This window comes from Hahella sp. HNIBRBA332, assembly GCF_030719035.1.
GTDB lineage: Bacteria > Pseudomonadota > Gammaproteobacteria > Pseudomonadales > Oleiphilaceae > Hahella.
In genome coordinates this window covers 2,317,714-2,344,589 of record NZ_CP132203.1, presented here as the reverse complement: position 1 = coordinate 2,344,589, position 26,876 = coordinate 2,317,714, and the positions used below count along the sequence as shown (strand labels likewise).

The following is a 26,876-nucleotide window of genomic DNA, read 5'->3' as shown; positions in this document are numbered from 1 at the left end:
ATCGTCATCTTGAAAGCGCGAGGCGCAGGCCTCGTCTAATGGGGCGCTATTGCCTGGGGTTCGCCTGTGAGCCCCGGCGTCCCGTGGTTTTGGGGGCGATACAGCCAGCAATCAAAGGACTCCGGCTCTATGGACACTGGTCGACTTATTACTGATTTTTTCGAGGACACGGCGCGAGACAACCCCAATCCGGCCATCCGCTGGGGCAATGGGGAGGCGCTATCCTGGCGCGAACTGCATCAACGCGCGCTGCTACTGGCTCAATATCTGATTGATGAGCGCGACCTGCGCCAGGGCGAGTGCGTCGCCATTGGCCTGGAGCGAAGTCCGGCGTTTGTGGTGGCGGCCTACGCCGTGCTGCTCGCAGGCGGCGTTTATTTCCCTCTGGATGCGAAAACGCCGGTCGCGCGCATGGCTTCCATGCTGCAGACGGCGCAGTGTCGCGTTGCTTTTTGCAGCGCCGCCCAGGCCGGCCAGCTTTCCCAGGCGGGACCGGAGCTCGCGCTGATTCTGGCGGAGCGTCTGGAGGATATTTGCGTTTCCCAACCAGCAATAAAGACCATGCAGAATGCGCCCCGTCTGCAGGCGTCGGACCCTGCTTATCTGATCTTTACGTCCGGCACCACGGGCGCCCCGAAAGGCGTGCTGGTCAACCATGGCGCGTTCATCAATCGACTGCAATGGCACCAAAACCACAGTGCGATGACCGCGGCGGACGTCATTCTGCAGCGCACCGCTCTGACGTTTGATGTGTCTCTATGGGAGCTGTTTCTGCCGGCGTTGAATGGCGGCGCGCACTATCTGCTGCGTGCCGGGCTGGAGTCATTTCCCAGAGGCATCGTGGCGGCGCTGCAAAGTGAAAATATCAGCGTGGCGCACTTTGTGCCCAGCCTGCTCAAACCGGTGCTGCAGGAGTTGCAGCATGCCGCGACGACGCTGCGCCAGGTTTATGTCAGCGGTGAGTCGTTACAGCCCAGTCTGGTCAGCCAGTTTCAGACCCTGTTCGGCTCTCGCTGTCTGCTGACCAACCTGTATGGCCCGACGGAAGCGGCTATCGACGTCAGTTACTACGACTGCGTCGCTCCCGCGCCCAAAAACGTGCCCATCGGGGAGGCGCTCACCGGTTGCGAGTTATACATTGTCGACCCGGAAACATTGGCCTTGAAAGGCGATCTGGAGCAGGGAGAAATCGCCATTGGCGGCGTTTGTCTTGCTGACGGTTATTACAACCGCCAGGACTTGACGGACAAAGCCTTTGTTTTTCATCCCGAGCTGCAAAAGCGCATCTATCTGACCGGCGACCTGGGATGGCGGGAAGAGGGAGACGTCTTTTTCTGTCAGGGACGCAAGGACACCCAGGTGAAGTTACGCGGGCTGCGCATCGAATTAGGCGAGATAGAGCATCACCTGCTTAATCATCCGGCGATTACGGAAGCGGTCGCCTGTGTGGTGGACGATGACGAAGGCGAGCAATGGCTGGTCGCCGCCATCGTCACAATGGGAGAAACCTTGGAAGCCCAGGCGCTGCGCCAATTCCTCGCAGCGCAGATGCCTGCTTACATGTTGCCGACCCGATTCTGGCAAGCCGGTAAATTGCCCAGATCCAGCTCCGGCAAACTCAACCGTAAATCCATTGCGGACACCCTGCGTGACCACTTCTTCGCCGAGGCGGTGGCGTAACTTATGAATAAGCTGACATTTGAGCTGTCCCGGTCGCAGCAGGCCGTTTTCAAGATGGAAGCGTTTCATTTGTCCGGACGCCGCTTCTATTTGGGCGGCGTGGCGCGCCTGCATGGCGAGGTGTCTCTGGAGAGGTTGACGCTGGCGGCCGAGAGGGTCATGGCGGCGCAGGATGTATTCCGTATTGGCTTCATCCCTGCCCCCTCCGGCGCGGAATGGCGCGGCGTGCGCCATGACAAACCGCTGACGGTGGTGGAGACGGTGGACTTCAGTCATCGCCCCGATCCTGAGCAGGCCTTCGCAAGCTGGGCCGAGCGGCGTCTGCTGCTGGACGAAGATCTGGCGCGAGCGGCGATCAGCGTGTTCGCCGTTCAGTACCGCGAGAATCTTTCCGGCTGGTTTGTCAAAGCCCATCACGCCGCTGCGGACGGCGCCGCCCTGGCGCTGTTGATGGAACAACTGGCGAACGCGCTGGACGGCGCGGAGTCGGCGCAGGGCGAGTCTCCGGTTTTCTCTGTCATTGCGGAGCGCGAACAGGACTATGAAAATTCGCAACGCTGGCGCAGGGATTCTGACTATTGGGCTGAGGTTTTCGGTCAGGAACCGGCGGCGCCAATCAACAGCCGCTGGCCCATCGGCGATTATCGGGGTGGGGAAGCCCGCTCCATGCGCATCCGCGTTCCGTTGCCCAGGGAACACAATGATCGGCTGCGCGCCTTCAAAGCTCAGGGTGGGTCTGTGTTCAGGCTGTTTTTCGCCGCAGTGGCTTATGCGCAAATGGTGGTGGAGGACGCTGACGCGGTTCTATTACAGGCGCCCATGCTGAACCGTTGGAGTGACGATGAGAAGCGCACCATCGCCATGGCGGTGGCGCCCGTGATGGTTCCTGTCTCCCGCGCCGCCGGGGAAACCGTGGCGGATTGTTACCGCGGGCTCAGAAAGCCTCTGCAAAAAGCCCTGGCGCATTCCCGTTACGCGCCGGGCGCCCGTTGGGGCGAGTTCGCTTCAGCGCAATGGAAACGCATTGTTCCCGCGTTTGGCGTGTCATACCAGACGGGCGCCTTCCAGAAAAACGTCTCCGGCGCCCAGGTGGAAATTGACCATTTGCAGGCGGTGGAAGCGCTGTTCGCTACGGTTCACATCCATGACCGTTTCGAAGACGGGAGTATCCAGATCGAAGCGGATTTTCGCCAGCAGTGGTCATCCTCTCAATGTAAGGCGTTTCTGAACAAGGTTATTGACTACGCCATGGAAGCGGCGGCGGATGTGACGGGGGTGAATCCGCCTGTCGCCGCCATAGACGCGAGGAAGTCTGTATCGCCCATCGGCTATTACCTGACGGAGGCTTTTGCGCGCTACGCCGACCACTGCCTGTTCAAGTGCGAGACGGGCGCGTCGATGAGTTATCGCGAAGGCTGGGGGCGGCTTTCTGCGTTGCGCGAGCGGCTGCGTAAATGGCGCGGGCAAGACGGCGCCGGGCGACCTGTGATGATGCTCGGACGACGCACGCCTGACATCGTGCTGGCCTACCTGGCCTGTCTGATGGAAAACCTGACGGTGGTTCCCGTATGCCCAACCACGCCGGCGGCCAGGTTGCTCACTATTGTCCGCAGTTCCGGCGTGGCTCGATGTCTACACGCAGGGGCGGACAAAGCGCTGGCGGAGAGTTTAGGCCTGCCGGCCACTGACGTGACGCTGGCGGCGGGAGAGGAGGCCGGGGAGCCAACTACGACTGGGGAAGCAGCGCCCCACGATCGGCCGGCGTACATCCTGTATACGTCCGGCTCCACGGGAGAGCCCAAGGGGGTGGCGATTTCTCCGCTCGCCCTGGCTCATTACGCCCTGGCGGCGACCCGCGCCTATGCGGATGAACGGCCTTTCAACGCGCCATTGTTCACCTCGTTTGGATTCGATCTGACGCAAACCAGTATTCTGGTTCCGGTGCTGTCCGGCGGTTTCATCCAGCCCCATGAATCTGATATTCGCGACAATCCTGAGTTGCTGCGCAGGTTGCTCGCGGATGAAGCGCTCACTGGCGTTAAATGTACGCCGTCTCATCTGTCTCTGTTGACGGAGCACAGCCCGCCCCGGCGGACCCCGCTTACCTTTGTCGTCGGCGGAGAGCATCTATCCACCGCACTGGTGAATCAGGCGTTGGCGTTTTTCCCGCAGGGCGGCAGGGTGGTGAACGAGTACGGACCCACTGAAGCGACAGTCGGATGCTGCATTCATGTCGTGAGCGAGCCGATGGCGGGAGACCTGGCGCCGAGCGCCGTCACGCCGATCGGCGCCGCCCTTGGCGTTGCGCGAATGACGGTAAGAGACGCCTGGGGCGAGTGCGCGCCGCAAGGCTTCAAGGGCGAGCTATGGATTGGCGGTCCGGTGCTGGCCGACGGTTACCTCAACAACCCGCTGCAAACAGAGGCCAAGTTCGTGCGCAGCCGCGATGACGGCGGCCTCTGGTATCGCTCCGGCGATCTGGGCGTTCAGGACGAGCAGGGGGCACTGCATTGCCTCGGACGCATTGATGAGGAATTCAAAATACGCGGGCATCGCATTCATCCTACTGAAATCGAGAGCGCCGTAGAGCGCGCGCTTGCGCAGTTGGGGCGCGACGAACGCAGCTGGGAGCTGAAAGCGCTCAAGATTTCCACTCAGGATCACGCCGCTGAGCCCACTGGCGAAGAGCGCGAGGGGTTTGAAAAACGCGAAATGGTAGCGCTGTGCAGCAGCGAACCCTTGCCCTGCGCCAACCCGGCATTTCAACAACAGTTGCGGGCCCTGCTGCCCGACGCCTGGCTGCCCGGTTTGTACTGTACGGTCAAGCCCTGGCCGGTGAACGCCAACGGCAAAGTGGATATGGCGGCGCTGACCGCGGCGGCTCAGGCGCAGCTTGCAGACGCTGTGGCGCAGCCGCATCCGATCGGCGCGTCGTCCACTCAGTCTGCGCGGACATTCCAGCTGCCATCCTGGCTGAATCAGGACTTTCTACAACCCATCTGGCCGCAAGGCGTGGACTTAAACGGCTCATTTCTGGAGCAGGGCGGCGATTCGATCAAGGCGATTCGGCTGGCGGCGCTGCTGGCGAAGGAGGGCGTTCGCGTCGGCGCCGGTGAACTGTTGTCCATGACCGCGCTTGGCGCCGTGCTGGAAAAGGCCTGTCTGCATAGCGCGCAAATTCTGGCGTCCGCGGATGCGGCGGCGACTGAAGACGTCGATGCGAACTGGATTCGCTATCTTCCCAGCGTGCGCTGGTTCCAGCGCCAAAACTTCAAGTATGGCGAACGCTTGCAGCAGGGCGTGACATTGACGTTTCCGGCCGCCCTGACGCCTGTGCGCATTCACGCGGCGGTGACGGCGGTCAAAGCGCGACACAAAATCTTCGCGCTGAGAGCGAACGCCGATTTCAGCGCCTGCCGCTTTGAAAGCCCCGCCGTTGAACCGCTGTCGTCCCATGTTCTGCAACCGGGTGAAGCGCTGGCGGATCGCTTGCAGCGCTTGCAGTGCGAGGTCGACATGCAGCGTCAACCCAGCGCTCATGAAATCGTCTGCGACCCGGACTCGCAGCGGAACCACCTGATCTGGGTATGCCATCACCTCATCTGCGATGTGCACTCCTGGATTTACTTGCTGGATGAGCTGGAGCGTGCGCTGGAAGACCCCGACTCCATTGGCGCGCCAACTGAGCAGGGCGTGTTTTTGTGGGGGAAATGGCTGCGGGATCAGGTCGGTGAAGATGCGGACCTTCAGGTGGGTGAAAACCTGGAACCAGGTCCCGCCGCGGCGCCGGTCCGTGAAGCGCTGAGCCTGTCCGGCGCGGCGTTGCGGGAGATGGCGCAGCGTCATAAAACGGATCGCATGCAGCTGATCGCCGCCGCGTTACTGGCGGTTTTGCATGAGAGCGATGCAACGCCGGCGCAGTCCTTCCTATTGTTCGAGCATCATGGCCGCCTCTTTTCCGAGGCGGAGACTCCCAGCGCCTGGGGCGCTCATCTGGCCAACGCCGTGGGATGGTTCACTGGTTTCGACCAGATCAGCATTGATATCCCCATGGCGGGCGAGCACGCCTATCTGCGGGCCATCAAGTCCCAGCGCCATGAAAGCGGCCAGACCTGGACCCGTCAATTGGGGCTGCCGGCGCAGGGACACAGGCCGCTGCTGTGCGTCAACGACATAGGTTTCGGCCTGGAGAGCCAGAAACAGTGGCGTCATTTTACCCTGGCGCATGATTTGTCCGGCGGCTTTCGTCATCCCGGCGAACGCAGCGTGGCCGATTTCGATCTGCTTATTCATGACGACCGGGAGTCCGGCGCGGTGTATGTCGAACTGCGCCTGGGCGCGGCCAACGCAGATGAAACGCTCGCCCGCGACCGCCTGGGGCAATTGAACGCCAGACTGTCCGCCTGGAACGAGGCGCTGCAGCGTGGAGACGATGAGACGGGGGCGCCGCCCGCCGTCCTGATACCTTCGGATTTTCCTCTTTGTCAGCTCTCTCAGGCAGAGCTGGATCTCATCATTAATGGAGCCGCAGTATGAGAACCGCTATGGATTCAGCCAAAACCGTGTTTCTTTTTCCGGGCGTCGGCGCTCAGCAACCGAATATGTTCGCCGAGTTCCTGATTTATCCCGAATACCGGGAGTGTCTGGAGGAAGTCTCGGAGATTTCTCAGGTCAATTTGCATGAGGTGATTCATGGCGAGCGTCGCAGTGATCTGAAGCAGGTGCGCATCGCCCAGTTGGCGTTGACGGCGACAACGGTCGCCATCGCCGACATTTTACGCAAGCACTGCGGCCTGGTTCCCGATTTCGTGATGGGGCATAGCCTGGGCCAGTATCCCGCATTATGCGCCGCCGGATATCTGGATCTGGCCACTGTCACCAAAGTGGTCAGCCTGCGTTCGGAGATAGTGGAAGCCTGCGCCCGTCAGTTCGATCAGGGCGAAATGTGCTGGGTGCTGCATGTGCCGGCGGAGGTCGTCGCCCAGGAAGTCGAAAAGGCGCGACGGGATGAGGGCGTGGAGATATACCTGTCCGCCGTCGATGCTTTCGATCAGGCGACGGTGTCCGGTGAAATGGCGCAGATCCGGCGTTTTGCTCCGCGTATGGAGGCATTGGGCGGCCTGCTTTACCCGTTGCGCATCGGCGGCCCTTTTCATTCGCCGTTGATGGCGGACGCGCGAGCGCAACTGGAGAGCAAACTGGACTTTTTACCCGATTGCGCGACCTCTTCGCAGCCGATTTCCAGACTGGTTTGCAACGTCAGCGCGGCGGAAGCGCCGGCGGCGGATTTGCGTACATCGATATTGCATCACCTGATTGCGCCGGTGCAGTGGCTGCGCAGCTTGCAGTATGTGGCGCAAAATGGCGTCACCCGCTACCTGGAGATATCGCCCAAAGCCGTCCTGAGCTATCTGAACCAGCGTGCGAATCTGCCCATCGAACCGGTGTGCGAACCTCATGATCTGTTTTCCTTTGCGCAGGAGATGAGCGCGCCGGAGCGCAGACATGAGCGGTTTCTGCAACGCTGCTGCTATCACCTGTATAGCGCGAAGCTTCCCCCCATTGAAGACGCGGCGGCGCTGGAACAACTGCGTCGCATCCGTACTGAGGTAAAAGAGGCGCTGTCAACGGAGCGCAAGGAGACCGCGGTTATCCATGCGCGCACGCAGCAATGGCTGAGCATTGTTGAAGACGCCGGCGCGCGCTCTCTCGCCATCGACAGACGCCGACTGCAAAACCTGTTTGAGGCGGCGGAGCAGCGCGTATGACGACCCCGTCCAACTATATCGAAGAAGTGCTGCAGGCGACGCCGCAAGCCAACGGTCTATTGTTTCATGCGTTAAAGGACGGCAACAGCGCGTATCACATCGGCGTGTCCTTCACGCTGCGCACCCCGGCTGACGAGGCGCGGATTCATGAGGTCTGGCGCCTTATTGAGGCCGCCCAACCGGCGTTGAGGTCGGTGTTTGTGTGGCGTGGATTACGGGTTCCGCATCAGGTTGTCTATGCGCGTCCACGCATCCCTCTGGCCTATGAGTCCGTCGCCGCCCCGGCCCCTGATTGCGAACAGCGCTGTCTTGACTGGCTGGCCGGGTCCAGGGCGCGTCCGTTTGAATTGGACGCGGAGGTCTTTCGCATCGCCTGTTTTCATGACGCAAAAGAAGGCCGCCTGAGCATCGCTTTCTCGTTCCATCATATTTTGATGGATGGGTGGAGCAGTTCGTTGCTGGTCTCGCTTTGGGTGCAGGGATTGCGAGGCGAGCCAATACCGCCGCTGGACTCGCGACTGTATTCGCAGCAGCTTTGGAAAGGACTGACGCCTGACGCACTGCAAAGCAGCCGCGAGTTCTGGCGCGAGGCGTTGCAACGCCTGCCTGACGCGGACGCCTCCGCAGGAACCAGACTGCTGGCGGAGCCGCTGTTCCGCCGCGCTGCGCCATCCGGCGACGCGGAGGCCAGGGCGGGCGGTCTGTGGCCGCAAGCCCGTAAAGCGCAGATTGAAGCCGTTTGCCGGCGCGCAGGGGTGACGCCGGCCAGTTTTGTCTATCTGTGCTGGGCGTTAACCCTGAGCAAGTTCACTTTCCAGAAAAGCGTGGCTTTCGGTTGCGCGTTCTCCGGACGTGAAGCCGCCTTGGCGCAAAATGCGGAACGGCAGCCGCTGGGATTGTTCACCAACACCGCGCCGCTGTTGCTGACTCTGGACGGCGACTGGAGCCTGCAGGAGGCGCTGCGCGCCGTATTCCAGACCTTGCAGCAGACTCAGGCCCATGAAAAAACGCCGCCTCTGTTGATCCGGGAAATCGCAGGGCGGCGCGAGGAGCTGTATGACTCACTGGTGGTCTTTGACAATTACCCCATCGACGCCACGTTGCAGGATAGGTCCTACGATGCCTGTCTCACGGACCTGCACAGTGAAGAAACCACCCACTTCGGCCTGACCCTCACTGTATCAGGAGAGCGGGACTGGCGGGTGGAGCTGAGCGCAGGAGAAACCTATACGGGCGATCCCGCGGCGGTGACGGTGGCGTTTCAGGCGTTCGACTCGCTGGCGGCCGATCTTATCGACCTGCCTGCACAGGCGCCGGTGGCGGATTGCGTGCTGAAGTTCAGCCCGGAACAGACTGAAGACCATTATCTGGTGACGGGAGAACGGGCGGAGGCTGCGGATATCAATGCGCAGTTGCTGCAAATGTATCAACGACTGATCGAACAGCCTCAAGGCGTCGTTCTTGTAGAGGGCGACAGGCGGATTCACAACCATGCGCTGGCGCAACGGATCGGCGCGCTGCAGGAACACTTGCGCCGGTCCGGCTTTGTGCCCGGCGACAGAGTCGCGGTGCATCTCGCCAAGGGAGAGGCTTCGACGCTGGCGATTCTGGCGGTGCTGTTCAGCGGCGGGAGCTATTGCTACATTAACCCGAAAGACCCGCTGCCGCGTCGACGGACATTATTGGACATGGCGAAGTGCGACATTGTCCTGGGCGACGCCGCGTTGTTTTCCGAGTTCGGCGATGCCGGTCGCCTGTTGCTGGATGCGCCAGCGCTTGCGCAGGCGTCCGCTGATGACGCCTGTGCGCCTGAACTATGGAGACCGCGTCGTCCCGAGGATGAGTTCTATTTCATTTTCACCTCCGGCACCACCGGCGCGCCCAAGGGCATTTCTATCCGTAATGAATCCGTCGCGAACTTACTGGACTGGTTCATCAAGGAAACCGGCCTGTCGGCGGCCGACCGGGTGCTGGGGCTGACCGATCTGAACTTTGATCCGAGCGTCGAAGATCTGTTCGGTTGCCTCCTTGTCGGCGCTGTGTTGATTTACCCCCCTTCCCATGTCCTGCAGGAACGTCAGGCGTTTATTCGCCTGATGCAGGAGGAGGGGGTGACCCTGGTTAACTTCATTCCCGGCGCCATCGCCCGGTTAATCGAGGACGCGCCGCCGCTGCCCGCCATGCGGCGATGGATCTTCGGCGGGGAAGAGCTGCCGCAGCCCCTGCGCGACCAGCTATTGCGGCAGGGATACGCGGTCAGCAACCACTATGGCCCCAGTGAGACGACGGTGGACTGCCTCAGCGCGAAACAATCCCTGGGGCAGGAGGTCGCCATTGGCTGGCCGATTCAAAACGTGGCGGCCTACTGCGCGGATATTTTTGGTAAACCGCTGCCGGCGGGCGTGCGAGGCGAGCTCTGGGTGGCGGGACGGGCAGTGGCGCAGGGCTACGACGGCAACCCGGCTGAATCCGCCAGATGTTTCGTCAACTACAGGCGGCAGACGTTTTACCGCACCGGAGACGCAGTCACTTTGTCACCGGCGACAGGGTTTAAATACCTGGGGCGCATCGACGATCAGGTCAAGATAAACGGCGTTCGTATAGAGCCTCGTGAGCTGGAGCGGGTGGCGGAAGCCCTGCCGGAGGTCAGAGCCGGCTGTCTGCTGCCCGCCCTGGAGCCTGGCGGCAAGCGTCAATGGCGACTCTTCATCGATAGCGAGCTCGCTCAGGCGCAGTTGGAGCCGCGCATGCGGGAGCATATTCGCCGTCATCTGCCGGAAAACTGGATTCCGGCGCGAATAGTCGCGCTCAACGGTTTTCCCCGCACGCTGACCGGAAAAATAGATCGCAGGGGGCTTCTGGATATCGCCGCCCGCAAAGCCCAGGAGGAAGCGCAAATCGTCGCTGCGCAGGGGCCGTTGACCGACCCGGTGGAAGCTCAGGTGCAAGCGGTCTGGAGCCGCGTCCTGGAGGTCCCGGCGGTGGCGACCCACCTCAATTTCTTCGACGCCGGCGGCGATTCTATCAAAGTTATTTCGTTGCAATCCCAGTTGCAGCAGGCGTTTGATCGAGAGATTGGCGTCGCGGTCATTTTCGAGCACCCGACCATCGCCTCATTCGCAGCCTGGATCAAACGCGGCGACGCGACAACGGCGCATTCAGGCGCCGACGCAACCGCCTCCAATCCCGGCTCGCCGCAGGGCGTTTCGTCCCATCAAGAACACATCCTGTCGTCCGCCCGTTCAGGCAAGAGCCGGCTGGCTGACAGACGGCGTAAAGTAAAAGGAAGTTCAGTATCATGAAGCGAGAATATAGCGGTAACGAAGTCGCCATAATTGGTATTTCCTGCCGATTCCCCCAAAGCCCCGACTGGCGCGCCTTCTGGCGCAATCTTCTGGCGGGGCGGGAGCTGGTGTCGTTTTTCTCCCGGGACGAGCTCCTGGCCGCCGGGACGCCATCCGATCTTATCGATCAACCCAACTATGTCCCGGCGAAAGCCGCGCTGGAAGACGCCGAGTGCTTTGATTACGGCTTTTTCGGCTATTCGCAGCGGGAAGCCCAGAAAATGGACCCGCAACTGCGGATTCTGCATGAAGTCAGCTATAACGCCTTTGTCGATGCAGGGATCACGCCCGGCGCGTCGACGCTGAACGCCGGCGTGTTTATCGGTTCGACGCTGAACCTGGAGCGCTTGGAGCAGTTCGCCGGCGCCAGTCAGGACATCGCGGAAATGTTCGACGTCGGCAACTACAACGACCCGGCCGCCTTCGCCACGCAGATCGCCTACCGTATGAAGTTACAGGGGCCGGCGGTGCATGTGCAGACCGCCTGTTCCACTTCGTTATCCGCCGTGCATCTGGCCTGCAAGGCGCTGCTGGCGGGAGAGTGCGATATGGCGCTGGCCGGCGGCGCGTGCATTACGGACCCGGTGGCCGGGGGCTATCTGTATCAGAACGGTATGATCCTGTCGCCGGACGGACACTGTAAAACCTTCTCTGACCAGGGGCAGGGCACGGTGAACGGCAATGGCGTGGGCGTCGTCTTACTGAAGCTGCTGGAGGACGCCGTGGCGGATGGCGATCCCATCCATGCGGTGATCGTTGAATCCGCGATGAATAACGACGGCGATCGCAAAGTGAGTTTCGAGGCGCCCAGCGTTCAAGGGCAGGCGGATGTTATTTCCCAGGTGTATCAACTGGCGGATATTCCTTTCTCCAGCCTGGGCATGATCGAAGCGCACGGCACCGCCACAGTGCTTGGCGACCCTATAGAAATCCAGGCGCTGAACAAAGTGGCGACGGCGTTGACCCCGCCGGAGCGGCTGGCTCAGTTTCGCTGCGCCATTGGCAGCGTCAAATCCAACATGGGGCATCTGGACGCCGCCGCGGGCGTGGCGGGTCTGATCAAGGCCGCCCTCAGCGTTCGCTATGGCAAAATTCCGCCTACATTGCATTTCGACAGGCCTAATCCCCATCTGGAGCTGGATAAAACCCCGTTCTGGGCGCCCACCCAGGCGCAGGCGTGGCCGGTTGATCAGCCCATTCGGCGTGCGGGCGTCAGTTCATTCGGCATTGGCGGCACCAACGTACATGTACTGCTGGAGCAGCCGCCGCAGATCACTACAGACGACGCCACAATATCTGGCGCACAAACCGAAATGGGCGCGGATGCGAGTGCCCGCCCTGCGCAAATTCTGCCTCTCTCCGCGGCGTCGCCGGCGGCATTGGCGCGGTTGACGGAAACCTATTCCGCCTATTTGGCGGGGGCTGTCGGCGAGGAACCGATTGATGTGCAGGCGATCGCCCGGCAATTGCAGGATAACCGTAATGACTATTCCTGCCGCGCCGCCTTGGTCGCCGCCAGCAGCGATGACTGGAAGCGCCAGTTGGATAGTTGGGAGCTGATGGACGGCGCGGTCTCGCCGCTGACGGAGCATGTCTGGCTGTTTCCTGGTCAGGGATCGCAATCGCCCCAGATGGGGTTGCGTCTGGCGGCGGAGTTTCCCGAATTCGGCGAAATGTATTACCGGTTACTGGACAAGGCGGCGCAGCGGCTGTCGATGTTGCGGGAAGACCTGATCGAACGTCTCAAACAGCCGGAGTCCCTGTCGACGCTCTATCTGCAGCCACTGATCTATGCGTTGCAAACGGCCTTGGGCGTGTGGCTGCGACAACTGGGTTGCCAGCCGGCGGCGCTGTGCGGCTTCAGTCTGGGAGAATTCGCCGCGGCGGCGGTCGCCGGCGTTTTCACCCCGGAAGACGGCATGGAGCTGATTATCGCGCGCGCCAGGCTGATGGACGCCACACCCAGGGGCGCGGTCTTCGCCGTTAACTTCAAGAACGGCTTTGAGGGTGAACTTCCCGCTGACCTATGGCGCGTGGCGGAACTGAGTCCCGGCGTCTGGACGCTGGCTACTGCGGAAGAGCGCGCCAGCGCAGTGGAACAGTGGCTGTCGGAACAGGGAGTCACCTATAAACGCGTGGCGGTGTCGCATGCCTTCCATACGCCGTTGATCGAACCGGTGGCGCGGGCCTTTGGCGAATTGCTGCAGTCTTATACGCTGCGCCCGGCGCAGTGTGTGATTTACTCCACGGCGCTGGGACGCAATATCGCCGAGAGCGAGATGTGCGACCCCCAATACTGGGTTAACCAGATGCTGTCGCCCGTGCAATGGGGAGAAGCGTTAAAGCGCCTGGAAAAGGCGCATCCCGAGTCTCTCTATATACAGTTGGGAACCGGCGTGGACTTGCTGCAGCATACGCGCAAATGGTTGCGTCTGGATGCCGCGAGGCTGGCGTCAAGCCTGGGCGCCGGCGGCGCTGAACAAGAGGTGGGGGCGGTCCTGCAGTTCATCGCCAACGCCTGGACGCATGGCGCCGGCATCGACTGGCCGCGACTACGGCGGCGGGAGCGGACGCTTGAGGCGTCAGAACAGGACAACCTGCGGACGCATTTGCCCGGACATGCCTTTGAACGTCGCGTCTGCGCGCGTCTGGCGAATGCGCGCGCCCCGTCTCCCGTCTCCACGCAGGACACGGCAATGGTTTCGTCGTTGTTTTTTGGTTCGCACTTTTATGGACAGGAATGGGAAAGCATCGGCGGGCGGCCGCCCGTAGACACCGCAACCGACGCGGCGGCGGACGTGGAGACATGGATTATCTGCCGTCGCCAGACCCAGCGAGAACGGGATCTGGCGCAGGCGCTGGCGAGAAACAGCGAACGCTGCGGATTGATTGAGTGCGGCGAGTGGCAAGGCGACGTCAACACGATCACTGAGGCGTTGCAGGACTGGCTGACGCAACAGGGGCTGCGCCCGTCTGCGGCGATGGATGTCATCGTCACGGGATTACTGGAGGATCTGGATGACAGGCAGGCGCAATTCTGGGCGTTCTGGTTGCCGTTGACGCTGGCGAAATGGAGCGCGGCGCAACCGTCTACGCCGAGGTTGAGGCTGGTGTTTCCCGCCACTGGCATGGCCGCCTGGGATGGGACGGAGAAGTTAAGCGCGGAGAAAAGCCAGCTTCTGGGGCCGCTGCTGATCGCTCCTGAGGAATACGCTGAGATGGCGACGCTATGCGTGGATCTGGACAAGGATGACGCAGACACAATCGTCCGCGGGCTCAAGCCCTGGATTGAGCAAGGTTGGCGCGGGGGGCAGTTCTATTGTTTCCGGCGTGATGCGTTCTGGCGGCGACGGGTAAGCGCCCGTATTCAGGCGCAGCCCCTTAAACGCTCGCTTGCGGATATCAGTCGCAATAGCTGGGTGCTGATTACCGGCGCCAATGGCGGCATGGGGGCGGCGATTGCCGAGCATTTGGCGCAGGTCTATCACTGCAACCTGCTGTTGCTGGTGCGTAAGTCCTTGCCGCCAAGACGGGACTGGCCTGTGGAGATCGCCAGACAGAGCGCTCATGCTGACTTTTTGCAGTGGGTGCTTGGGCTCGAAGCCAAGGGCGCCCGAGTGGTGACGCTGCACACGGATCTGGGCGACGAGGCCGCGTTGAACCGCGCGTTCGCGCCGGTATTTCAGCTCGCGGCGACGGGCGTCGGCATAGACTATGTGTTCCATACCGCCGGTCGCGGCGAAGGCGCCATGATGCAAATGCGTTCGGAAGGGGAGTCACTGGCCACCCTGGCGCCTAAAGTAACGGGGACCCGCTTCCTGTGCGATAACCTCGCCAAGCTGGGTAACCCAACCCTGTTGCTGTTCTCCAGCCTGGGCAACCTGTTGCCGAAGGAAAAAGTCGGGCAGGTCGCCTACGTGGCCGCCAACGCCTGTCTGGAAGCCTATGCCGAGCAAGTGCGCCGCCGTGGCGGACGGGCGCTGGCCATCGCCTGGGACGACTGGGCGGAATCCGGCATGGCGACGCGCTCTGCGCAACAACTGGATGAGGCGCTCAAGCACCCTGCTCAGACCGCGGCGTCTCCCGCTTTAGTGTGGCGACGTCCCCTGAACGCCAGGCAGGACTGGTGGCTTGACGAACATCGTATGGACGCATCGACCGCTGTCATGCCGGCCATGGGCATGCTGGCGCTGGCTCATCGCGCCGTGTCCGAGCAAGGCCGGGCGCAGGCGTTTTCGCTGGATGGCGTGGCCATTGAAAGACCGCTGATCGTGCAGGACGCCACGCCGTCAGATATCGTCATAACCCTTGCAGAGGACCAGACCGCTTTTGCTGTTTATTCCGGCCATGGCGATTTCTCTCCCGAGACCTGGCTGAAGCATGCTTCCGGAAAAATCACTGTGCGGGAAGGCGATGCGGAGCCGTTAATGGCGACGCCTCCGCGATACGCAGAAAGTCTGTTTGTCGCCAGAGATGGCGTCGGCGTCAGTCCCAAAGCCGCCCTGGCGTTCGGTCCCCGTTGGCGAAATGTCGTCGCCGTGCATCGGGTCGCTCCGGATAGCGTAGAAGTGCAGCTTGCGTTGCCGGCCGCGTATCAAGGTGAAGCGGCGGCTTCCGGTTTGCATGTGGCGCTGCTGGACACCGCCACGCTGATAGCCTCTCCAGAGAATGAGGATACTCAGTTCGCCCCGGTTTCCATCGGCGGCTTCAGGCAGCACGCGCCCATGTGCGACAAAGTCCGCAGCCTTGTCCAGGTGAGCGATCTGGGGACCGGTAAATTACTGCAAGTGAAGATCTATTCCGAGACGCGTCAATTACTGGTGTCCATCGATGATCTGTTGTTGATGGATGTCTCCAGAGCGTTACAGAGTAATGCTTTGCAGGATAATGATACGCCCCGTCATGGGGTCATGCGATTGCGGCAGGGCGACGCCAGCGACGGCAACTTCGCCTTCAGCACCCAGTTGGAGCCTCGCAAGGAGCCAGGTCCCCGGGATGTGGAGATTCAGGTGAAGGCCGCCGGGCTTAACTTCAAGGATGTATTGATCGCATTAGGCGTGTTGCCGGCGCCCACGGATCCAAGCATGACCTTTGGGCAGGAGGCGGCGGGCGTCGTCACCCGCGTGGGCGCGGAAGTGACCCGGGTTCGCGTCGGCGATCGTGTGATGTGCGCAGGCCATAGCTGTCTGGCGGAGCACGTCATCATGCCGGAGCGGGTAGTGGCTCCGATCCCCCCTGTGCTCGGTTATCAGCTGGCCGCCGGCGTCCCCGTGGCGTTCACGACGGCCTGGATCGCGCTGCGCCATGCCGCCAATCTAAAACGGGGCGAACGCATACTGATCCACTCCGCCGCCGGGGGCGTGGGTATGGCCGCCATGCAGATAGCGCTGCATTTGGGCGCGGAAGTATGGGTGACCGCCGGCAGCGAGGAAAAGCGCAACCTGCTGATGAGCATGGGCGCCAAAGGCGCCGCCAATTCCCGTACGCGGGAGTTCGGAGAAGCGTTCCGGCATCAGCTTGGCGACAGACCGTTCCAGGTGATTCTCAACGCGCTGGCGGGAGAACTATTGGAAGAAAGCGTGTCTTTACTGGCGCCGCAAGGTCGCTTCCTGGAGCTTGGCCTGCGGGACATTCTGCAGGACTGGAAGCTGGGATTGTCGATTTTTGCGGAGGGCGGCAGCTTCCATGCCGTGCAGGCCGGGGCGGAGCACCCTGTTTACCAGGAAGCCTGGTCGGAAGTGGTGGATTTAATGGCGCGGGAGGCGCTGAAGCCGCTGCCGACCAAGGTGTACGCCGCCAAAGACATTGCCGACGCGTTTCAGTTTATGGCGCAGGGACGGCATACCGGCAAAATCGTGATCGCCATGGCGGAGCGCGCTGAAGCGCGCGGCTTCACCGCCAAGTTGCGGGAAGAGGGGCTGTCGAATCTGGAAGGAACGCAAATCGCCCTGGCGATGGCGACCCTGGCGCGTCAGACCTCGTCGTCTTTTGTCGCCGTTTCCAAACTTCCTATCGGCGTCGTGCTGGAGAAGCAATTGAGCACCCAGCAAATGCTGTTCAGCGCCAATAGCGCTCAGGGAGGCCCGGAGGACAACCCCGGCAGTGACGCCGAGTCTCTCAAAGGGGCGAACGCAGAGACGTTGTTGCAGGCGATGCGCGCCATGCTGGAAAGTTTCTTGGGCGTTGACAGGCTGGATGTGGACGCCAGCTTCTTCAACCTGGGGGCGACGTCGCTGGATTTGATTCAGTTCGCCAAGCGTCTGGAGCAACGACTGGAGCGTGAAATCCCGGTGGCCCTGTTGTTCAAAGCGGCGTCGCTGCGTGAGTTGAGCAGGGAGCTGGCCCCTGAGCCGTCCGATGCGACGCAGGCGTCCGTTCCTGCGCAGGCGGACCTGGGAGACAAGCGAAGGGCTTTACAGGCGCGTCGTAAATTACGCGGCGCTGCGTCCCGTCAGGAGAGTGAAGTCAATGAGTAACGTCGGTTTTATCCGTATAGGCGTTTTTCTGCTGTCTTTGCTGCTTGTCCTGACCGAGGGCGCCTTCGCAGACGCCGCCCCCACTGTCAGGTCCAGCCCCAATCTGGAGCAAGTGGTCAGCGAACTGAGTCAGCGTTGGGACGCCTCTCAGACGCCCACTGCGGGATTGAGCATCGTCGTCGGCGACCAGGTGCGCTCATTGCGCCTGGGCGAGGGTGAGGCGGGCGCTTTTGAGCTGGCTTCCTGCTCCAAGGCCTTTACCGGGTTATTGATCGCCCTGTTGGAGCAAGAGGGCGTGCTTAGCCGACAGGACGCCGTCACCCAGTGGATTCCCGAACTCAACGAGCGACCGGAATTAGGCTACTCCGCCATCCGGCTCAGCAATCTGTTGTTCCATACCAGCGGTCTTTCCGGCGACACCCTGGATCTGCTGCGTCCCAACGCCGATCCCAATGCCTTGGAGCAATTGCCGTCGCTGCTGAAGGATATCCCTCTGGCTCATCCGGTTGGCGCGCAAGAGGAATACGCCACGCTGAACTACAGTTTGCTGGGGCTGGCGGCGGCCAGGGCGACGGGTAAATCCTATGCGAGCTTGTTGAGAGAAAAAATCTTTCTGCCGCTGGGCATGAAGGACACCTATGTAGAGGGAGATCCAGAGTTCTCCGGGACGCAATCGCGGATTCCGGGCTATAAAATCAGCTTCACGGCCGCGCAACCCTATGCGGCGCCGCGCTACCTGCAAAACACCCCGGCGGGCTATATTCTCAGCACGCCGGAGGACATGGCGCGGTGGTTGCAGTTTCTGCTGCAGCCTGCGCCGAAGCTGACCGATGCGCGCCTGAACGTTTTACTGTTTGCGTTGCAGCAGGCGAAACGGCCTTATGGCGGAGAGGGCGAGACCGGGTACGCCTACGGCTGGGATGTGGAAAAAAAGACCGCCACCAGTTGGAGCCACCCGGGCCAGAATCCCAACGCCGGCGCCTATGTAGCGTTTGATCCGGAGGCGGGGGTTGGCGTGTCTCTGCTGGGCAACAGCAACAGCCCTCAAGTGATCCAACTGGGACGGGCGATCTTTGAGCATCTGCGCGGCGCGACGCCGCAACCTCTGCCGGACAGCTTCGCCGCCGACTCCGGCGATTGGGTGTCTACAGTCGCCGCAGCGCTATTCTGGTTGTGCAGCCTGTTGTTGTTTCCCTTGCTGAAACGCTTGCGCGCCGCAGGCGGCGTTCAGCCGCCGACCGACGCCAGGGACGCCGCATCCCAATCTCAGATCGATGCGGCGATTGTGCAGGAGAGCTTTGTGCAGTCCGCCGAAGCGGTGAGCTGGCGCGCGTTGCTGGGACGACTGGTGGTGCAGAATGCGGCGTTGCTCTCCGTACTGATGATTGCGCCGCCTCTGGTGCTGGGTCTGGGCTGGGCGAATTTGCTGGTATGGGGCCCGGTGAGTCTGCCGGTGGCGGCGCTGGGGTTGATCGTCTGCGTTAACGCGCTGAGCCTGTTTTTCTTTCAGGCGGCGCGGCATAGCGAACGGTTCGACAGCAAAACCTTTTCGTCCTTGATGATCGCCAAAGTGGTCGGTCTGACGGTGGTGTCAGGCCTGCTTAATTCGGCGCTGGTGCTTTGCATCATTCAGGCGATAGACAGCCCTGCGGCGAACCTGGCCTACAGCGCGGTGCTGCTGTTCAATTGCATTTACTTCTATATTTCCGCCCGCAAGGCCGCCGAACAACAGATCATGCGCTTCGGCCACGCCTTCGTGCAGGGATGGCGGATGGAGATCATCCGCAAATTACTGGCGTCGGATTATAAAAGCGTCGAGCGTCTGTCGCCCGGCAAAATCCAGTCCGTAGTCGGGGAAGACTCCCAGGAACTGGCCAAGAGCGTTCTCGCCTTCGTACCTTTCTTCGCCAATCTGCTGACGATCGTATTCCTGTTCGCGTACCTGATGGCGTTCAAGTCTGCGCTGGCGACCTCCATTCTGTTGGCCTGCGCGGTCCCGATGATTGGTCTGTATTACTACGTGTCCGAGCGCGCCAATCGCATCATGCCGCAGGCGCTGGAGACCCGCAGCGAGTTCATGGACGCCGTTGAGGATCTGCAAAAGGGCTACAAAGGTCTGCGTCGTGAAGCAGTGAAACGCAGCTTCTACCGTCACGCCCAGGCGGTGTCGGACCGTTTCAAGGCCTTGCGGATTCAATATGACCGCGGATTTTTGAGCGCGTTCTTCATTGGCGAGTCATTGCTCACGGTGCTGTTGGTGGCGGTGGCCTTGTTGTTTCCGTTGCTCATTCCCCGTTTCGACGGAAACGCGTCGAAAGAATACCTGATCATCCTGTTGTACCTCATCGGCCCGCTGAATGCGGTGATGGCGGCCATGCCCGAGCTGGTGCGTCTGCGTAGCCTGATGCGCAACATGGTGACGTTCAGCCAGTCTATTCAGAGCGGCGGGCGGGATGCGGTCACCGCGCCTTCGCAGCCGGTCAAGTCCCTGGAACTGAACGCCATTCGCTTTAACTACCCCAGTGTGGGCGGCGAGAGCGAATGCTTCGGGGTGGGCCCGGTATCCCTGAAAGCGGAAAGCGGTAAAGCCTATTTTCTGACTGGGGGCAATGGCTCCGGCAAGAGCACCCTGGCGATGATCCTGGCGGGACTTTACGCACCGGCGGAAGGAACTCTCGTGATCGATGGCGAGGAGGTGTCGCAAAGCCAGCTGCTGGAGCGGACGCGCGCCATTTTCAGCGACAACTGGCTGTTCAAGCGAGTATATGACCCCGCTCTGATTGCGGTGCGGGAGGCGATCAATCGCAATATCGCGCTGCTCGGTCTCGCGGATAAATCCACTCTGTTGAGCGACGGCGCCTTCGACAATATCAAGCTGTCGACCGGACAACGCAAACGGCTGTCGCTGGCCATGCTGCTGGCGGACCCGAGCCCGGTGGTGGTGCTGGATGAGTGGGCGGCGGATCAGGACCCGCGCTCCAAGGCGCGGTTTTACAAGGAATGGCTGCCAATGTTGAAAGCCCAGGGACGCATCGTTTTTGTGGTGACCCATGATGATGAATATTTTTCCGAAGCGGACGCCCTGATCACCATGAAAAACGGTCAACTTATCGAGTTTAAAGAAGATAGTTATGTTTACTAAATCGTTGTTAGAAAGTAATGCTGGCCATCTCGACCCAACCGCACAGTCCTCGGGCGCAATGCCGGACTGTTGCGTTCACGACCTGTTTGAGCGTCAGGCGGCGCTGACGCCGAACGCTATTGCTCTCAGCTTTGGCGCGCAAACCCTGACCTACGCGGCGCTAAATCGCAGAGCCAACCGACTGGCCCACACCCTGCGCCGCCGCTATGGCGAGGAGCTGGCGGTGGTGGGCGTGTGTCTGGATCGCGGCGTGGACGCCATCGTCGCCGTTATCGCCGCGTTGAAAGCCGGCGCCGCCTATGCGCCAGTGGATACGGGTTATCCTGTTGCGCGCCAGGCCTATATTCTGAACGACTCCAATGTCTCAGTGGTGATATCCCGCGGGGAAATCCTTCGTTCGCTTCCCGGCGCCTTTGCGTTTATCGATATGGACGCGGAAGACTTTTCCGGCGACGACGTTGCGGATAGCGAGGCGGAAAATCCGTCCCGGACCTGTACCCCGGATGATCTGGCCTATCTCATCTACACCTCGGGCTCCACGGGCGCGCCCAAGGGCGTCTGCATGCCGCATAAAGCGCTGGTGAACCTGCTGGTCTGGCAAATTCGCGAGCAGGGCGACTATGCAGGCAAGAAAACCCTGCAGTTTTCGCCGCTGAGTTTCGATGTTTCCTTCCAGGAAATATTCGCCACCCTGGCCAGCGGCGGCGAGCTGGTGCTGATGGCCAGCGAGCTGCGTCTGGACCCTGTGGCGCTGCTGTCGCTGATCGCCTCACAACAGGTGCAGCGGATATTTTTGCCCTACGTGGCGTTGAACAGTCTGGCGCTGGCCGCTGTGGCGGAAGACCGCTACCCGCACAGTCTGATCGATGTGGTCACCGCCGGCGAACAACTGGTGGTGACCGGCGCTATCCGGCAGTTTTTCACTGCGCTGCCGACCTGCCGTCTGCATAACCACTACGGTCCATCGGAAAGCCATGTGGTGACGGCCTATACCCTGGAAGGGAGCGCGCAGGCGTGGCCCGCGCTGCCTTCCGTGGGGAGAGCGATCGATCATGTCGACATCTATCTGCTGGACGAAAACAATCGCGTAGTGAGCGATGAGACGCCTGGAGAGCTTTGCATAGGCGGACCTCAACTCGCCTATGGGTATCATCAGCGCCTGCAGGAAACCGTCGCCCGATTCGTTGACATTGATGTGGACGGCGGTGGCCCCAAACGCCTTTATCGCACGGGAGACCTGGCGCGGAGGCGATCGGACGGGCTATTGGACATCCTGGGACGAATCGACTTTCAGGTCAAAATCCGCGGCTATAGAGTAGAGCTGGGAGAAGTGGAGGCTCTATTGATGGGGCATCCGGCAGTCCGTGACGCAGTCGTGGTCGCACGCGGAGACGCGCCTGACAGTAAATATCTGGCGGCTTTCGTCATCGTGTCCGAGCCGGCGTTGCAACGGCAGACCCGCGACGGCGTGCTGGAGAGCATTCGCCGCTACATGACGGACAAGGCGCCGGATTATATGCGGCCTGCGGCCATGGCCATTATGGAGCGCTTTCCCTTATCCGCCAGCGGCAAGATTGATCGCAAAGGATTTCCCGACATCTCTCCCGAATGGGGTGAAGCAGGCGACGCAACGCCTCCGCAAACGGAGCTGGAGCAACTGTTGGCGGAAGTCTGGAGCGAACTGCTGAACGTCGGGGACGTTGGCCGAAGCGCCCACTTTTTCAACCTCGGCGGGCACTCTTTGCTGATCGTAAAAATGATGCTGGCCTTGCGCCGTCGCGGGTTCATCGTGGATGCGCACACCCTGTATCAGTACCCGGTTTTGTCGGATCTGGCGCTGCAATTGCGGAAGTTCGATCCGTCCGCGGCAGGGTATTCGCCGGCGTCATTGGCGGAGCAGGCCACGACGCCCTGGGAGGGACTGAGCGAGTCGGAGCGCGCCATTGTCGCCGCCGCCGTACCGGGGGGACTCGACAACGTCCAGGACATCTGTCCCCTGGGGCCCTTGCAGCAAGGCATGCTTTATCACGCTCTCACGAACCCGGCGGGAGATCCCTACGTGCTCTGGCAGGTGACCCGTTTCCGCGACGCCGCTTTGCTGCACGCGTACCTGGACGCCCTGCGCAATACCCTGACGCGCCACGCCGCCTTTCGCGTCGGCATTGTCTACGAAGGCCTGACGCAGCCCCTGCAGGTGGTGTGCAAAACCGCGGAACTGACTGTGGAGGCGCTGACCGAGGAGACGGAAAGCGAAGACATCATGGCTGCGCTGAAGCGTCGCTGCGATACAGGGGCGCAACGGTTCGATATCGCCAAAGCGCCGTTGCAGCGTTGCTATTACGCGTATGACCGCGCCCATGATCAATGGGTATTGCTGCACCTGCTGCATCATCTCGCAGTGGACCATGCGACGGTGGAGAAAATGCAGCAGGAAATAGAAGCGCAGTTGCTGTCGCAACCCCTGGCGCCTGTGTCCCCCGTGTCGTTCCGGCAGGTCAGACGCAACCTGGACGCCAACGCCGACCCCGTCGAGCGCAAAGCGTTTTTTGACGCCATGTTGCAGGACTTCGAACCGGGTCCGGCGCCCCTGGACGCGGAGGCGTATCTCACCGGCGAGGACAGGGTGACTGAGGCGTGGCGTTCCTTGCCGCCGGCGTTATCGCAGCAAATACGTCAGCAGGCCAAAGCGCATGGCGTCAGCGTGGCGGCGATCTTTCATCTGGCCTGGGCCAAGGTGATCGGCTGCCTGAGCGGAAGCGACGATGTGGTGTTCGGAACCGTATTGCTGGGACGCATGTTTTCAGGCGAAGACACGGAGAATGCGATGGGGCAGTTTATCAACACCCTGCCTGTTCGCCTGCGCCTGGGCGCCGCGCCGCTGCGGGAGCGCCTCTGGAACGTTCAGGACATGCTGATGCAGTTGGTCAAGCATGAGCAGGCGTCCCTGGCGCAAGCCCAGAAATCGGCGTTGAACCTGGGAGAGGCGCCGCTGTTCACGACGTTGCTTAACTATCGCCACAGTGAAGTGCGCAACGTTCCTTCCGCGGATCCGTTTCAGGCCGCCAACCCTTCGCAGGTAGAAGGCGTCAGTTACTCAGGGATCATGGAGCGTACGACTTATCCGCTGTCCGTCAACGTGGATGACTTCGCTGACGACTTCGTCGTCAATGTTCAGGTGGAGCAAGCCCATGACCCTGAACGGATTTGCGACTTCATCGAAGCGGCGTTGCAGCGCATCGCCCATGCGCTGGAAACCGCGCCTGAAACCCGCATCAGCCGCCTGAACCCGTTACCTGAACAGGAAATGGACCTGATCGTGCGTCGCTGGAACCAGACCGCAGCGGACTTCCCCAGGCAAACCTGTGTGCATGAAATGATCGAAGCGCAGGCTGCCAGCACGCCGGATGCAATTGCAGTAGAGTTCGCCGACGAGGCGTTGACCTATGCGCAACTGAACCGTCGCGCCAACCAGCTGGCCCGCTATCTGCGCGAGGATGCGGGCGCTGGACCGGATGCTCTCGTTGGCGTTTGTTTGGAGCGCAGCCTGGACATGGTGGTGTCGCTGTTGGCGGTGCTGAAAGCCGGCGCCGCCTATACGCCACTGGACCCCCATTATCCCCGGGAGCGCCTTGAATACATGTTGCACGACGCGGCGCCTAAAGCCGTGCTGTCCCACGATGACGTCCCTGCGCATGTGAAGGCGTTATTGGACGCCTACGCGGAAGAGAGCGGCGCCCGGTTACTTGATCTCAATCAGGCGTCCGCCTGGCGGGACAAAGAGGGCGGCGATCTGAGCCGGGAAGAGACGGCGGTGAACGCCTCTCATCTGGCTTATGTGATCTACACATCCGGGTCTACCGGGCGTCCGAAAGGCGTCATGAACGAACACCGCGGGGTCGTGAACCGTTTGGTGTGGATGCAGAGATTCTATGGGCTGACCGCTCAGGACGCAGTGCTGCAAAAAACGCCTTTCAGCTTTGACGTCTCGGTGTGGGAGTTCTTCTGGCCGTTGATGTACGGCGCCAGGCTGGTGGTGGCGAAACCTGAGGGACATAAAGACCCGGTTTACTTGAGTGAACTGATCTGCGCCCGCCGCATCACCACTTTGCATTTCGTGCCGTCCATGCTGACGCCGTTTCTGGATCAGGCGTCAGCCGGCGTAAGCGACTGCCTGCGCCGGGTTCTGTGCAGCGGCGAGGCGTTGCCGGCTCACAGCGTGCGCCGGTTTCGGGAGCGCTTTGACGGCGTCGGTCTGTATAACCTGTATGGGCCGACTGAGGCGGCGATTGACGTATCGGTTTGGGATTGCCGTCAGAATGAGGCGACTGCCGTCATTCCTATTGGACGGCCGATCGATAACATCCGCCTGTATATTCTCGATGTTCACGGGCAACCCTGTCCTGTCGGCGTCGCAGGAGAACTTCATATCGCCGGAGTGGGCGTGGCGCGGGGATATCTGAACCAGGCGGCGCTGACCGCTGAAAAGTTCGTCAACGATCCCTTCGATTCCGAAGCCGGTAACGCCATGTATCGCACTGGCGATCTGGCCCGTTACCTGCCCAATGGCGACATCGAGTATTTGGGACGTAATGATTTCCAGGTCAAGCTGCGCGGCTTTCGTATTGAACTGGGGGAGGTGGAAGCGGCGATATCCTCCCACGCCAGCGTCAAGGAATGTGTCGCGCTGGTGCGTGAAGATACGCCGGGAGACGCCCGGCTGGTCGCCTACGTCATCCGTGCGCCTGAGCTGGCGGAGGCCGGGGCGGATGCCCATGCGGAAGCATTGAATCTTGCGCTGCGAAAACATCTGCAAGGGCGCCTGCCGGCGTTCATGGTTCCTTCCAACTTCGTTTGGCTGCAAACCTTGCCTGTCACCAGCAATGGCAAACTGGACCGCAAGGCGCTGCCGGCGCCCTCTGTCGCGCCGGCGGCGCTAACTTCGGCGCAGGAGGCGCCCCGGGATGGCGTGGAGGCCAGACTCGCGCACCTGTGGCGGCGGCTGCTCAATACCGACGCCATCAGCCGCCAGACTCACTTTTTCGAAGCCGGCGGACACTCTCTGTTGGCGGTGGCGTTAATGGCGGCCATTCAACAAGAGTTCAATCTGTCCATTTCCCTGAGCGCCCTTGTGGCGCATCTGGATCTGCAAAGTCAGGCGCGTCTGCTTGAAGCTGAATTGGCGCAAGCGCAGAACGGGGCTGCGCCAGCGCCCGATTCAGCGCGACCGAACGCGCCGATGACAATTCGCGCGCTGCCGGCGCAAAAAGCCATCTACAAGGCTGTGAAGCTGAATCCGGCCGATTTGGGCTCCAACAGCTTTGTGGCGCTGGAATTTGAGGCGGAGCCGGACCTGAAACAGTTGCGCAACCTGCTGCAAACCGTGTTCTCGCGGCATGAAGCCCTTGGCGCGCAATTCGTTCTGGAAAATGATGAGCTGTTCCTGCGCCCGGGCAAACGCTTCCTGTTCCGTCTGGAAAAACGCCAGAGTCTGGGAGCGCTGGAGGCGGACGTTCGCGACTTTATCCGTCCATTTACCCTGGAGGACGGCATGAATGTCCGAGGCCGCTGGGTGACCGGCGCGCAACGCCCTCTGCTCCTGCTGGACTTCTCCCATGCCTGTATCGACGGATCGGCACTGGCGCAGATTCTTGACGAGCTGGCGGCGGGCGCCGACAGGGTCCCCGCCGGGGACGGCTTGGCGCAGTATTCCGGGATGTATTACGGCGAGGGCTTCTCCGCGTTGCGGCGTGAACATGCGGATTACTGGCTGTCCCAGTTGCGGGACAGGCCGCCCGGGCCGGAGCAGGAGCGCTCTCACGCCATGACCGGCGTCTGGCGTATCGCCCTGGACGCCGACGAAAAAGCGCAGATCGACGCGCTCACCGCCGGACTGAAAATCAGCGCCCCGGAATTCTTCATAGCGGCCTTCACGTTGTTCAAGAGCCGCGTTGAGCAGATGCCGAAGCAGCTCACGTCGATGATATTCCACGGGCGCGACAACCTGGCGCAGCAAACCGTCGTGGCGCCTTTGATGACGGTGTTGCCGGTGGCCGTCACCGCCACGGAGGCGTCGCAAAACCTGTTGCGGCAGGTGTCCGTGGCGGTGCGAGACGCTTGTCGACACTACCTGTTTGACCCCGAAGAACTGGAGACGCGCAATCCAGCGCTCTCCCGACAGGCGCTACGCCCATCCGCCTTCTTCGGTTACTTCAAAAAAGAAGGTTTTGCAGGCGAGATACTCGGCGTCGCCTGCCGGCAGCTGGAGCTTCCCTTTATCGCCGACGGGCAGGGGCACTGGAGCCTGACCTGTGAGGTGGCTGAACATGCCTGTGGCTTTGAGGTGAGGCTTGAAGCCCTGTCGCATCCAGCTGAAGCCGGGGAAGAGGATTGGGGCGCGTTGTTTTATTCGACAGTTCAGCGCATTTTGAACGTTGAGCGTAAGGAAAACGGAAGCAGGAAGTCGTGA

7 protein-coding genes are annotated in these 26,876 nt (G+C 61.3%); all 7 read left to right on the top strand.

Going from position 1 to position 26,876, the window contains the following annotated elements; genetic code table 11:
• Positions 1–129 precede the first annotated feature (129 nt).
• Genes O5O45_RS10730 through O5O45_RS10700 form a run of 7 tightly spaced genes read left to right on the top strand, consistent with a single transcriptional unit; the run spans position 130 to position 26,876 of the window.
• Entirely contained in the window at positions 130–1,680 is a 1,551-nt protein-coding gene (locus tag O5O45_RS10730; RefSeq protein WP_305905215.1) for an amino acid adenylation domain-containing protein, read from the top strand.
• A 3-nt stretch (positions 1,681–1,683) separates the two neighbouring features.
• Positions 1,684–6,216, top strand: a complete 4,533-nt coding sequence (locus O5O45_RS10725; protein ID WP_305905214.1) for an AMP-binding protein — start codon at positions 1,684–1,686, stop codon at positions 6,214–6,216.
• A complete protein-coding gene (locus tag O5O45_RS10720; protein WP_305905213.1) occupies positions 6,213–7,448 on the top strand; it encodes an ACP S-malonyltransferase in 1,236 nt (411 codons plus the stop codon). Before O5O45_RS10725 ends, O5O45_RS10720 begins: the two co-directional genes overlap by 4 nt.
• Positions 7,445–10,750 (top strand): AMP-binding protein, encoded by a 3,306-nt coding sequence (locus tag O5O45_RS10715; RefSeq protein WP_305905212.1) that lies wholly within the window; start codon positions 7,445–7,447, stop codon positions 10,748–10,750. The genes O5O45_RS10720 and O5O45_RS10715 overlap by 4 nt, the downstream gene beginning before the upstream one ends.
• Complete coding sequence (locus tag O5O45_RS10710) at positions 10,747–17,268, top strand: type I polyketide synthase (RefSeq protein ID WP_305905211.1); 6,522 nt, start codon at positions 10,747–10,749, stop codon at positions 17,266–17,268. The genes O5O45_RS10715 and O5O45_RS10710 overlap by 4 nt, the downstream gene beginning before the upstream one ends.
• Entirely contained in the window at positions 17,261–20,410 is a 3,150-nt protein-coding gene (locus O5O45_RS10705) for a serine hydrolase (RefSeq protein ID WP_305905210.1), read from the top strand. The genes O5O45_RS10710 and O5O45_RS10705 overlap by 8 nt, the downstream gene beginning before the upstream one ends.
• Entirely contained in the window at positions 20,400–26,876 is a 6,477-nt protein-coding gene (locus tag O5O45_RS10700) for a non-ribosomal peptide synthetase (RefSeq protein ID WP_305905209.1), read from the top strand. The genes O5O45_RS10705 and O5O45_RS10700 overlap by 11 nt, the downstream gene beginning before the upstream one ends.